This is a genomic window from Pseudomonas fluorescens (assembly GCF_003732425.1).
GTDB lineage: Bacteria > Pseudomonadota > Gammaproteobacteria > Pseudomonadales > Pseudomonadaceae > Aquipseudomonas > Aquipseudomonas fluorescens_BE.
The window spans coordinates 708,678-721,401 of the sequence record NZ_MOBX01000003.1 but is presented as its reverse complement, the minus strand read 5'-3'; the positions used below and the strand labels follow the sequence as shown (position 1 = coordinate 721,401).

Below are 12,724 nucleotides of genomic sequence, written 5' to 3'. Positions count from 1 at the left end.
TCCCCCTGTAGGAGCTGCCGAAGGCTGCGATCTTTTGACTTTGGTTTTTATAAACAAAAGCCAGATCAAAAGATCGCAGCCTTCGGCAGCTCCTACAGGGATTGGGGCCAATTTCGGGTTTTTCGGGTAGGCAACTATTGCCAATCAAACAACAGCGGTAATCTGGCGGGCACGCCAAATAGCCTCGGGAGCCTCGTCGGTATGGAACTTCACGTCGTGATCAACGGCCGCAAGGATCTGGCCGGTCAGTTGTACCAACAGCTGCGCGGCGCCATCGAATCCGGACGTCTGGCCGCCGGCACGCAATTGCCACCCAGCCGCCTGCTCGCCGAGCAACTGGGCATCTCGCGCAAGACCATTTCCGACACCTACGCCCAACTGACCTACGAAAACTTCCTCACCGGGGTGATCGGCAAAGGCACCTACGTCAACGCACGCCCGGCGCAGATCCAGCGCAAACAAAGCCACACCGAACTGGCCGGCGCCGAGGTGATCGAGAGCTGGCGCAATCTGCCGGTGTTTCTGCGTCACCCGACGCTGGAAGGTTCGCTGCGCTACGACTTTATCGGCGGCGCCACCAGCAAGGGCCAGTTCCCCCAGGACGACTGGCGCCGCTGCGTGTCCCACGCGATGCGGCAGATGACGCAGTCCAAAGGTTTCTACAGCCTGCCCGAGGGCTTGCCGGCGCTGCGCAATGCGATTGCCCGGCACATCGCGTTTTCCCGCGGGATCAACTGTCAGGACGAAGACATCGTGGTGTGCAACGGCGCGCAACAGGCGCTGGATTTGATCACCCGCGTGCTGATCAGCCCCGGCAGCCGGGTGGCGATGGAAGATCCCGGTTATCCGCCGGCACGCTTGCTGTTCGCCACCCATGGCGCCGAGGTGGTGGGGATTCCCGTGGATGCCGAGGGCATTCAGGTTGAACACATTCCTGATGGCACGCGGCTCATCTATGTCACGCCGTCGCACCAGTTCCCGCTGGGCATGCCGATGAGCCACGCACGCCGCGAAGCCTTGCTGGCTCGCGCCCATGAGTTGGGCGCGATCATCATCGAGGACGACTATGACAGCGAATTCCGCTACGAAGGCCGGCCCACCGATTCGCTGTTCAATCTCGACCAACGCGGCATTGTCGCTTACGTCGGCACCTTCTCGAAAACCCTGCTGCCGGAGCTGCGCCTGGGTTACGCGATCCTGCCGCCGGCGATTCTCGAAGCGGTGATCCGCGCCAAACAACTCACCGACCTGCACGCCTCGACCCTGCCGCAATGGGCGCTGGCCAAGTTCATCGCCGAGGGCTGCCTGCTCAAGCATATCCGCCGCTGCCACACCATTTACGCGCAGCGCCGTGAGCGCATTCTGGCGCGCATGGCCGACGATCTCTCGCCGTGGCTGCAAGCGGTGCCGCCGAGTGCCGGGTTCCACATGACGGTGTTCTGCAAGGTGCCGATCGACCTGCCGCTGGTGATCGAACTGGCGAAAAAGGTCGAAGTCGGCCTGTATGCGATCAACGGTTTCTATTACCAGCAAACGCCGAAAAACGGGCTGTACTTCGGCTTTGGCGCCATCGAAACCCTCGACATCGATATCGCCCTGGATCGGCTGCGCGACATTCTGCAACAAGTTGCCTGAATGATTGGTCTGGGCGATTAACCGCCGATTGGTTATTGGTGATCGATAGGTGCAGGCCTATCCTGCACAGGCGTTATCCCTCAATGAGCAGGATTCGTCCGGCCTGATTCAGGAGTGTGAGCAATGTCCAACGAAGTGATCAATACGGTACAGGTGCAGGCTGCCGCCGGCCGTTCGGAGGAACTGGGCAGGCAACTGCAGAAGATCGTCGAGACCCTGCGCGAAACGCCGGGCTGCGATTCCTACCTGGTCGACCGCTGCCCCGAGGACGGCCACCGCTGGACGGTCAGTGCCCGCTGGCAGTCGGAAGCGGCGATGCAGGCGCATTTCAACCGGCCCGAGGCGCAGGGGTTTATTGACCTGATCGATAGCCGATTGGCCAATAGCGTCGACTTCAACAGCTTTCCCATCGTTTGAACACACACCTGTGGCGAGGGAGCTTGCTCCCGCTGGGGTGCGTAGCGCCCCCAAAACCAGCGACCCAATTCCTTCAGGTGAATTGCTTTGGCCGGTTTTGCGACTGCTGCGCAGCCGAGCGGGAGCAAGCTCCCTCGCCACAGTTGTCTTTCGTCCGACCTGGATTGGTCACCTGATCTTCCCGAATATTGGCCGTTTGAATGCCCCGCCCTGCGGACTACTGTGATCAGCAACACCCCGATCATCACAGGTAACCCGCCATGAAAGCCCTGCCCTGCTTCGCCGCCGTCCTCGCCCTGAGCCTTTGCACCTCGACTGTCTTCGCTCACGATCCGTCAGAAAAGGTCACCGTCCTGCAAGACCAGCTGCTGAAAAACGCCCCGGGCAAAAAAGCCATGATGATCGAAGTCGACTACAAACCCGGCCAGTCCTCGATCGCGCACAAACACGACGGCACCGCCATGGCTTACGTGCTGGAAGGTGAAGTGATTTCCCAGGTCAAAGGTGAACAACCGATCACTTACAAGAAGGGCCAGTTCTGGTACGAGCCCGCCGGCTCCGAGCATCTGGTGTCGAAAAATGCCAGCCAAAGCAAACCGGCGAAGTTGCTGGTGTTCATGGTGCTGGCCCCGGACGAGCAAGTGCTGATTCCGCTGAAAAACTGATGGTTGTTTAATCAGCCATAAATAAAAGAGCTCAAATCGCTGATTTGGGCCTTTTTATTTCCCGGCGCAATTAACCGCACCGTGTTACAGCAAATGAACCTAATCAACTGCTGCTAGCTCAGCAAATTGTCAGGTTGGCGGGTTTAGTCTGAATTAACGGTCGTGTTTAACGACTTTGAAACTTTCCGACTGATGTTGTTTCACGGGAGAAACACCATGAAACTTGCGTTCACCAGTGTATTGGCGATATCGGTTTTAGCATTGTCCGCCTGTTCTGTCCCCACCGCGCCCAAAGCGGTTTCGTCACTGGATACCCTGCTCCCCCATCCTACCGGCCGCAGCAGCGCCACCCAGGTAAAAAGCGGCCCCGGCGTATCGCTCGGCGTGGTCTACAGCCCGAGCACCCAGACTAACCGCGAATACTTGCGCGACTACCAAGCCAACGCCGGCACCGGTTTCGGCCAGAGCCTGCTGGTGCAGCCGATCCATGACGCCTATGTTGCCAGCTCCAAACCGGACATGGCGGTGGATTGGGTCAACGCGTCCCTGCAGCGTCAGTTCGGCTCGGTGACGGTGTATCCGGACATGCAGAGCCTGCGTGCGGCCAAGCCTGATGTGGTGGCAATCGTCGACACTCATAGCCAATTGATCACGTCGCGCAGTTCCGACATTAAGGCCGATGTCAGTGCCGATTTTTATGATGCGCAGCTGAACTATATCGGCACGGCGAAAGGCTCAGAGGCGAGAGAACTGACGCCGGTGTGGGCGGACTTCAAGGGTTCGGACGAGATAGTTGCCGATATTAATCAGCAGCAGGATGTGCAAGTTCGGGCGTTGCAGAAGTTTGACCAGTCGCTCAATAATTTAGTCGCCACACCGGCGGATAAAGTGTCGATGCTGGATAGTAAACAAGGTCAGAAGTTGTATTGAATGTAAGGGCCCTTTCGCGAGCAGGCTCGCTCCTACAGTTGGAATGCGTTCCCCTTGTAGGAGTGAGCCTGCTCGCGATGGCGCCGCATCAGCCAGCACAAATCCTTCAGGCATAAAAAAGCCCCGGCATCTCACGACACCGGGGCTTTCTCATTCAGCCACTACTTATGCCAATTCAAGCTCGGCATTCGCAGCAACCGTAGGCACTACCGCTTGCCCGCTCAACGCGAGGTCCAGCAGTTCACGGTTGGCCACTGCATACATGGCGTAGTCCGTGCCGCTTGCCGCACGGATTTCCACCAGCATGGCGCGCCAGCGCGAGATCATGCTTTCGTGCTGTTCCATCCACAGCGCCAGGCGTGTTTCGACGTCCTGAGTGCCGTCGCCCTGTTGCAGGACGGAGATGGTGATTGCACGTTGCTGCCAGTCGACGTCATCACGGAACGCTTCACGGGCCAGGGCTTGCCAGTTGTTTTCAACCGGCAGCGCGCTGATCTGTTGCAGGTACCAGGTGATGTCCAGCGCACTGCCCACGGCGAAGTAAGCTTTCGCCACTTCAGCAGGGTTCTGACCAGTCACGTCGGACGCTTCGATGATCGGCAGCAGGGTGTACAGGTGCGAGGTGCCCGCCACCATACGCGCCAACAATTCCGGTACACCGGCAGCTACGTAAGCCTGATAACGCGCCTGCCAGTTTTCACGGATTTCGCCGCTCAGCAGTTCGTCGAGTTTCAGACCCAGTTCTTTCAGGTGCGGACCGAAGTGCGCGACGTCACGGGCAGCGTTCTGCTCGTTGCGGCGGGCACGCAGGAACCAGCGCGTAGCGCGACGGCCCAGACGCATCAGCTCGTCCATCAGTTCCAGCTGCACATCAGCGGAAACCTGATAGTCCAGCGCTTCGATCTGACGGAACCAGTGCGGGAGGTGGAAGATGTCGCGCACGATCACGTAAGCGCCAGCGACGTTCGCCGGGCTCATGCCGGTCGACTCTTTGAGTCGTTGAACGAAGGTGATGCCCATGTGGTTGACCAGGTCGTTGGCGATCTGGGTGCTGACGATCTCGCGCTTCAGACGGTGACGACGCATGGCTTCGGAGAACTTGCTGACCAGGGTCGGCGGGAACGCCGTTTCCATGTCGCGGGTCAGGTAGTCATCGTCCGGCACCAAGGAGCCCAACAGCTGCTCTTTGAGGTCGATTTTGCTGTACGAGATCAGCACCGACAGCTCAGGACGGGTCAGACCGTGGCCCTCAGCGATACGCTCGGCCAGTTGCTCTTCGGTCGGCAGGAACTCGATGGCACGGTCCAGCTTGCCACGGCCTTCCAGATCGCTCATCAGACGCTTGTACTCAGCGATGCGCTCGTAAGCACGGCGCGCCGCCAGGGACAGGGCCTGAGTCTGCTTGTAGTTGTTGCCCAGTACCAGGTTGCCGACTTCGTCGGTCATGCTCGCCAGCAACTGGTTGCGTTGCTTGTCGGTCATGTCACCGGCCTGAACCACTTCGTTCAGCAGGATCTTGATGTTTACTTCGTGGTCGGAGCAGTCCACGCCACCGGCGTTGTCGATGAAGTCGGTGTTGGAACCGCCGCCATTCAAGCCGAATTCCACACGACCCAGTTGGGTCATGCCGAGGTTACCGCCCTCGCCCACGACTTTGCAGCGCAGTTCGTTGCCGTTGACGCGCAGTGCATCGTTGGCCTTGTCGCCGACATCGGCGTGGCTTTCAGTGCTGGCCTTGACGTAAGTACCGATACCGCCGTTCCACAGCAGATCCACCGGCGCCTTGAGCAAGGCGTTCAGCAGTTCGGTCGGGGTCAGCTTGTCAGCCTTGATGTCGAAGCGTTCCTGCATCTGCGGGGAGATTGCGATGCTCTTCGCGCTGCGCGAGAAGATGCCGCCACCTTCGGACATGATGCTGGTGTCGTAGTCGGTCCAGGCCGAACGCGGCAGGTCGAACATGCGCTGACGCTCGACGAAGCTGGTCGCCGGGTTCGGGTTCGGGTCGATGAAGATGTGCATGTGGTTGAAGGCAGCGACCAGTTGCAGCTTGTCAGACATCAACAGGCCGTTACCGAACACGTCACCGGCCATGTCGCCGACGCCCACTACGGTGATGCTGTCTTCCTGAACATTGATGCCGCGCTCGCGGAAGTGACGTTGTACGCCAACCCACGCGCCTTTGGCGGTGATGCCCATTTTCTTGTGGTCGTAACCGGCCGAACCACCGGACGCAAACGCGTCACCCAGCCAGAAGCCGTAGTCGATGGCGATGCCGTTGGCGATGTCGGAGAAGGTCGCAGTGCCCTTGTCCGCTGCGACCACCAGGTACGGGTCATCGTCGTCATGACGCACGACGTTGGCCGGCGGTACCAGCGCGCCGTCTTTCAGGTTGTCGGTGATGTCCAACAGACCCGAGATGAAGATGCGGTAGCAGGCGATGCCCTCGGCCGCGATCTCGTCACGGCTGCCGCCCATTGGCAGGCGACGCGGCAGGAAGCCGCCCTTCGCACCCACCGGCACGATGACCGAGTTCTTCACTTGCTGGGCTTTTACTAGGCCGAGGACTTCGGTACGGAAGTCTTCTTCACGGTCGGACCAGCGCAGACCACCACGCGCCACGTTACCGAAGCGCAGGTGCACGCCTTCAACGCGTGGCGAGTAAACGAAGATTTCGAACTTCGGCACTGGCTTCGGCAGTTCAGGGATCGCGTGCGGGTTGAACTTGAAGCTGAAGTACGACTTGTTCTGGCCGTTGGCGTCAGTCTGGTAGAAGTTGGTACGCAGCGTGGCTTTGATCAGGTCGAGGTAACGACGCAGGATGCGGTCTTCGTTGAGCACCTGGACGTCGTCCAGTGCGGTCAGAATCGCTTGTTCCAGACGCTGTTGCTTGTCTTCCAGATCGTCGTCGCTGAGTTTGCGTGCCAGATAGAAGCGGGTCTTGAACAACCGGGTCAGCTCGCGAGCGATGTCGGTGTGGTTGTTCAGGGTGCTGGCGATGTAACCCAGATCGAAGCCCAGACGAATCTGCTTCAGATAACGGGCGTAAGCACGCAGCAGCGCGACGTCGCGCCATGGCAGGCCGGCGGTCAGTACCAGACGGTTGAACGCATCGTTTTCGGCGTCGCCGCGAACGATGTGGACGAACGCGTCCTGCAGGGTGTCGTTGAGTTGCTGGATGTCGAGGTCCAGGCCTTCAGCGGCAGTGAACGCGAAGTCGTGAATCCAGAACTCGCGGCCATTGGTGTGACGCAGACGGTACGGGAATTCACCCAGCACGCGCAGGCCGAGGTTTTCCAGAATCGGCAAGACGTCGGACAGTGCCAGCGGGGTGTCGGCGTGGTACAGCTTGCAATGCAGCTCGCGCTGGCCGGAGACCTGACCGAGCGGCTGATAGAAGCTCATCACCAGCGGATTTTTTTCGTTGAGGCTCAGCAGGTGCTGCATGTCGACCACGGCCGAATGCGCAGCGAAACGCTCACGGTAGCCGGCCGGGAAGCCTTTCGGGAAGTCGGCCAGCACGTTGGTGCCGTGGGCTTCGCCGAAGCTTTCGACGGTCAGTGCGGCGTAATCGTCCTGCCAGCTGCGGCAGGCTTGCACGACTTCTTTTTCCAGCAGCACCGGGTCGATGTCGAGACGGTTTTTCGGGTCGACACGCAGGATCAGCTGCACGCGCGCCAGTACCGACTCGGAGAAGAATGTCCAGAACTCGCAATCGGAGGCCTTCAGGCGCTCCATCAGCACTTGCTGGATCTTCTGGCGCACTTCGGTGGAGTAGATGTCGCGCGGCACGTAGGCCAGGCAGTAGCAGAAACGACCATACGGGTCTTTGCGCAGGAATACGCGGATCTTGTTGCGTTCCTGGATCTGCACGATCGACATCACGGTGGTGAACAGTTCGTCGACCGGGGTCTGGAACAGGTCATCACGCGGCAACACTTCGAGGACCTGCGCCAGTTCCTTGCCCAGGTGAGCCTTGGACTGGAAGCCGGAGCGGCGCTCGATTTCTTCGACCTTGCGGCGGATGAACGGGATGACCCGCACGCTCTCGCCATACACCGACGAGGTGTACAGGCCCATGAAGCGGTGTTCCTTGATGACTTTGCCGTCAGCGTCGATTTCACGGATCGACACGTAGTCCGGGTAGGCCGGACGGTGCACACGGCTCGGGTGCGCGGCCTTGGCGAACGACAGCAGGGTCGGTTCGCGCAGGTAGGCAACGGCGTAGTCTTCGATGCGCAGGTCGTCGTAGGTCAGGCCGGTGCGCAGCAGTTTGGTCAGGCCGAGGAAGGAGTTCTGGTCGTACTCGATGTGGCCGCCATCGGCCTGATCGGTGACCACGAACTCTTCGTAGCCGAGGAAGGTGAAGTGGTTGCCCACCAGCCATTCCAGGAAGCTTTTGATTTCGTTCTTTTCATCGGCATCGATGGCAAACGCGCTGTTGTCGAGCTTGGCGAGGATTTCCTGCACCTTGTCTTTCATCGGCTCGAAATCGGCGACCGCAACGCGGACTTCACCGAGAACCTGTTCCAGCTCTTTGCTCAACACATTCAGTTCGGCCGCGTTGGCGCAGCGGTCGATTTCCAGGTACATCAGCGATTCGTGCAGAACGCCTTCGCCGGTGCTGCCTTTTGGCAGAATTTCCAGCAACTCGCCCTTGCTGCCACGACGCACGCTGAGCACGGTGGTTTGCAGGGTGTGGATGCTGTAGCCGCGGCGGTTCAGCTCGGTGCGGACCGAGTCGACCAGAAATGGCAGGTCGTGGTGCAGGACTTCGACCGCGGTGTGGGTCGACTGCCAGCCATGACGCTCGTAATCAGGGTTGTAGACGCGCACTTGCGGTTGCGCGTGATCGAAGCGCTCAAGCAGGCGCCACGCAGAAAGAGTACAGCCAGCGAGGTCGGAGAGGCGACGTTGAGTCAGCTCGTCCAGAGAAATGATGCCGAAGAATTGTTCAGCGAACAGCGCCACTTGTGGCAGTGCCTGTTCACTGATGTGCTGCGCCAGTGCCGCTTGCAGTTGGTGCTGGAAGTCGGCTTTGCTGGCTGCGGTGAAGAACGCCATCTGTGGTACTCCGCTTAAGCTTGTTATTGATGGAAAGCGTCGCGTGCAACACCCCTTTCGGGGCTTGTGTCGCCCTGTTCCTGATTCTCGGGCAGAGGAAACAGGGGGACAGGTGGGTGAAGCTGGACGGGACACTCAGGTCACATTCACCTTCCATAGAATGAGCATCTGCAAAAGCGACTGCCAGCGGTGCCGACAATGCCTTTACGGGTGCTCATCCGTTGCGCAGCTTAAAGGGTGCGACAATGTGTCTGCTTGCGGTGCTGCGACATATTCGGTCATTGGCACGTAAACCGAGGGTTTGGCACCGGTAAACACTAGCAGTCGTGGCGGAAAACGGCGGCCTGAATGCCCGGATTTACGGTACATGCGTGCCAGAAATGACCATTGACCCATGTCGCGTTCACGACACATCCTCTGACACTCTCACATGCAGAAATTCCCGAGGGCTGGCAGAATCGCGCCCATTAGCGACCGACACGCCCCTTGAGGCAGGAATTGACCATGCAAATGACCACCGCCCTACTGATCGTCAACCCATGCGATGACGAAGAAGACAACATGGCCATGCTCTGCTGCCACAGCGACAAGGGCGACATGTTTCTGATGAGCCGCTATCCGGATGAGGATGAGCTGGAGATTACGCTGGATGGCGAGCCTTCGACGCTTGATGGGGTGAAAGTTACTTTGACCTCGACGCTGCTGAAGATCGAGATTGCGGCGGCGGATGCCGATGCGTTGAATGGGGATGATGTGCTGGAGATCAGCTTTAACCCGGATATGGTGGATCTGGATGAGGTTGAGGAGACCCTGAAGAATATCCTTGATGGGACTGGCACCTATGTCAGTGAGCTAGGCTGATCAGGCCTGCTATCCCAAACGTAAATTGAGTGGCGATGGTGCCCAAGTAAAATGCGCCACGCCACTGTCAGTCCTGTAACGGGCGTTTCGCTTCAACTTTCGCTGAAAACCTTAAACACTTAAAGACCATACATATCAATAAATATGCAAGCACACTGCCTTGCACGTTTACCCGAGTAAAGTTTCATCCTACTTCCCGACAAGAACCGCCCTACACAATCATCGGAAGTCCTACACCGATATCTGATTGCCTGGTCGCGCGCTCATTGCTATTAATTATCCCACCTGTGAACTTTGGCAAATAACACCAAGAGCCGTGGCAATTAATTAAAACGACCAACAGGCAGTTTCTCCATGCGGACACTCATCAGAACAGCTTGCAAAAAGCATCGACTGCTATTGATCACAACAATCACCGCCATTATTTCGCTAAAGCTTCTAGCCCTTGCGCCGCCATTGTTACTGGGTGCCATTGTCGATTCGCTCAGTAACGCAGATCACACCACGCTCAACACGCTACTTTTCTTTACAGCGGCCTTTGTCTTGGCCGGATGCGCTCAGGCGATTATTGCACCACTGCAGACACTACTTCTTTCGAAACTCGTCCAGCGGATTGTGATGAACGCGTCCATTACATGGATGGCGCAATTGATGGGAAAAGAATTCTCTCGATTCAGCACTTGGCGCGTCGGTCACTTCATCAAATCGGTAGAGCGCGGAATCACCGCCCACGAGCAACTGCTGACGTTCTTTGTCACGGTGGGCTTTCCACTGTGTCTGGAGTTCCTGATCATTGCCGCCGCATTTTGGTACATGGGCGGCACCTGGGTCTTTTGCGCGATGGCGAGCCTTGGAGTGCTTTACCTTTTTGCCACCCATCGAATCATCAGGTGGCGCAGAAAACATATTGATGCCGTGAATGAGCAGGAAGATGAACTGAGCGCGATCCTGTTCAACACCTTGAAGGCAAGCAAATCGATAAAACTGGAGCGCGCCGAGCAGACCGCACTGCAACCCTTGAACAGAGCCTTCAACCAATATGCCGAAGCGGCGGTAACCGTCGCGGGATCCGGTGGATTGTTAAGCGGGGCAAAGATCTTGTTTATCAGTCTTTCCACAGGAGGATTGTTAAGTTGGGGTGTTGTCGATCAATTGTCGGGGGCCGCGAGCATTAGCGTCGGGCAATTGGTCGCGATCTTTTCCATCGCCAGTACGTTCCTGCTGAACATCACAGCCTTGACCGAAGGCTATCGAGTGCTGGATCAGTTTTTAGCGGATCAACGCCGCCTCCAGCAACTGCTCAAAACAGCCGATTTTGATAATGACGGTCGTAGAGGCGAAGTGACCCAACAGGACGAATCAACGTTACGGCTCAAACCCTGCGTCATCACCGACAATGGCGCCGTCCGGCTATCCATCGCAAACCTGATTGACTTCAAACAGAGGCAATCGGTCGCGATCACCGGCCCTAGCGGCGCAGGCAAATCCACCTTGCTCGAAGCGCTGGCCGGACTGAACGCTTCGGTAAGGAGCCAACTGAACATTGACGATATACCCGTTGATCGCTTGAACGCTCAGAGCCATCTGCAAGTACTGCGTTACTGCCCTCAATCCCCGCAATTCCTGGAGGGCACCTTCGACAGGTCAGTTTTGTTTGGTGTTAATCCTTCGCTGCATTTGCGCAGCGCCATTCAGCGTTTACAGCTTGAAGAGATCGTCAGCGGGCGCGACATCAACGAAAATGCCGCCAACATTTCCGGCGGTGAAGCCAAACGCCTGACGCTGCTGCGACTGATTAACCGGCCGGGTAAATTCAACCTTTTTGACGAACCGAGCGCATCAATAGAGCCGAAGCTCGCCGCACCGGTTTGGGAGTTGCTGTTCGAGACGTTTGCCGGCCAAGGTCTGATTTGCGTAACGCACGATGTCAGCCATCTACACCGCTTCGACCGGGTCATTGTTATGCATAATGGCGAAATCATTGAAGATGGCCCCTGGCATGATCTGGTGGACAGAGCATCGATCAAACGGCTGCTAAGTGACCTTCAAACCGTTAACCAATAAAAGGGCGTTAAAAGGTCCTTTCTGCAAAATGCCGTTAGTCGCCACCCCCCGCGATGGATTAAAGTAACGCCCCCAGCCCCGGCGTTATCCGAACGCGCGTGGCCACCCCTTTCCAGGAACAGTCACCGATGGAACATCGTGAAGCGCTGCTGGCGCTGCGAACCTTTCTTTCAACGCAGATTCTCGGCCAGGAAAAACTCATCGAGCGTTTGCTCATCGCCCTGCTCGCCGACGGCCACATGCTGGTCGAGGGCGCTCCGGGTCTGGCCAAGACCAAAGCGATCAAAGAACTCGCCGAGGGCATCGAAGCCCAGTTCCATCGCATCCAGTTCACCCCTGACCTGCTGCCGGCCGACATCACCGGCACCGAGATCTATCGCCCGGAAACCGGCAGTTTCGTGTTCCAGCAGGGGCCGATCTTCCACAACCTGGTGCTGGCGGACGAAATCAACCGCGCCCCGGCCAAGGTGCAATCGGCGCTGCTCGAAGCCATGGCCGAGCGTCAGGTCAGTGTCGGCCGCAGCACTTATGAGCTGTCGCCGTTGTTTCTGGTGATGGCCACGCAAAACCCGATCGAGCAGGAAGGCACGTATCCGCTGCCGGAGGCCCAGCTCGACCGTTTCCTGATGCACGTGAAAATCGGTTTCCCGGACGCCGCCGTCGAACGCCGCATCCTCCAGCAGGCCCGTGGCGAAGCGTTGAACGGTGAAACCAAACCCGAACGCCGCGTCAGCCAGCAGGCGATCTTCGCCGCGCGCAAGGAAATCCTCGGTCTCTACATGGCCGACGCCGTTGAGGAATACCTGGTGCAACTGGTCATGGCCACGCGCAACCCGGCCAAGTTCGATCCGGAAATGGCCGAGTGGATCGCTTACGGCGCCAGCCCGCGCGGTTCGATCGCCCTCGACCGCTGCGCCCGCGCCCACGCCTGGCTGGCCGGTCGCGACTTCGTCAGCCCGGAAGACATTCAAGCGGTGCTGTTCGATGTGTTGCGTCACCGCATCATTTTGTCGTTTGAAGCCGAGGCCGCCGGCATCGATCAGGATCGGGTGGTGCAGCGGATTCTCGACGTCGTAGCCGTCGCTTGACCC

General features: G+C 58.4%; 8 protein-coding genes. 7 read left to right on the top strand and 1 reads right to left on the bottom strand.

The window, feature by feature from the left end; genetic code table 11:
- Positions 1 to 201: 201 nt before the first annotated feature.
- The 4 genes from pdxR to BK670_RS06100 all read left to right on the top strand — a co-directional run bounded on the left by pdxR (position 202) and on the right by BK670_RS06100 (position 3,647).
- A complete protein-coding gene (gene pdxR / locus BK670_RS06115) occupies positions 202 to 1,635 on the top strand; it encodes a MocR-like pyridoxine biosynthesis transcription factor PdxR (RefSeq protein WP_123449034.1) in 1,434 nt (477 codons plus the stop codon).
- Between the two features lie 123 nt (positions 1,636 to 1,758).
- Positions 1,759 to 2,052, top strand: coding sequence for a putative quinol monooxygenase (locus tag BK670_RS06110; protein WP_123449033.1), 294 nt, complete (start codon positions 1,759 to 1,761; stop codon positions 2,050 to 2,052).
- Positions 2,053 to 2,312: 260 nt separating this feature from the next.
- Positions 2,313 to 2,717, top strand: coding sequence for a cupin domain-containing protein (locus tag BK670_RS06105; RefSeq protein ID WP_123449032.1), 405 nt, complete (start codon positions 2,313 to 2,315; stop codon positions 2,715 to 2,717).
- Positions 2,718 to 2,933: 216 nt separating this feature from the next.
- Positions 2,934 to 3,647: an ATPase gene (locus BK670_RS06100; RefSeq protein ID WP_123449031.1), complete on the top strand. Its 714-nt coding sequence runs from the start codon at positions 2,934 to 2,936 to the stop codon at positions 3,645 to 3,647.
- Positions 3,648 to 3,812: 165 nt separating this feature from the next.
- On the opposite strand, the gene BK670_RS06095 is transcribed toward BK670_RS06100, so the two are convergent.
- The gene (locus tag BK670_RS06095) at positions 3,813 to 8,708 is read right to left on the bottom strand and encodes an NAD-glutamate dehydrogenase (RefSeq protein ID WP_123449030.1); all 4,896 of its coding nucleotides are present in this window, start codon (positions 8,706 to 8,708) and stop codon (positions 3,813 to 3,815) included.
- Between the two features lie 504 nt (positions 8,709 to 9,212).
- On the opposite strand from BK670_RS06095, the gene BK670_RS06090 reads away from it, so the two are divergent.
- The 3 genes from BK670_RS06090 (at position 9,213) to BK670_RS06080 (ending at position 12,721) form a co-directional block, all read left to right on the top strand.
- The gene (locus tag BK670_RS06090) at positions 9,213 to 9,569 is read left to right on the top strand and encodes a hypothetical protein (protein WP_123449029.1); all 357 of its coding nucleotides are present in this window, start codon (positions 9,213 to 9,215) and stop codon (positions 9,567 to 9,569) included.
- A gap of 354 nt (positions 9,570 to 9,923) precedes the next feature.
- The gene (locus BK670_RS06085; RefSeq protein WP_123449028.1) at positions 9,924 to 11,633 is read left to right on the top strand and encodes an ATP-binding cassette domain-containing protein; all 1,710 of its coding nucleotides are present in this window, start codon (positions 9,924 to 9,926) and stop codon (positions 11,631 to 11,633) included.
- Positions 11,634 to 11,761: 128 nt separating this feature from the next.
- Positions 11,762 to 12,721: an AAA family ATPase gene (locus BK670_RS06080; RefSeq protein ID WP_007913915.1), complete on the top strand. Its 960-nt coding sequence runs from the start codon at positions 11,762 to 11,764 to the stop codon at positions 12,719 to 12,721.
- The last annotated feature ends 3 nt before the right edge of the window (positions 12,722 to 12,724 follow it).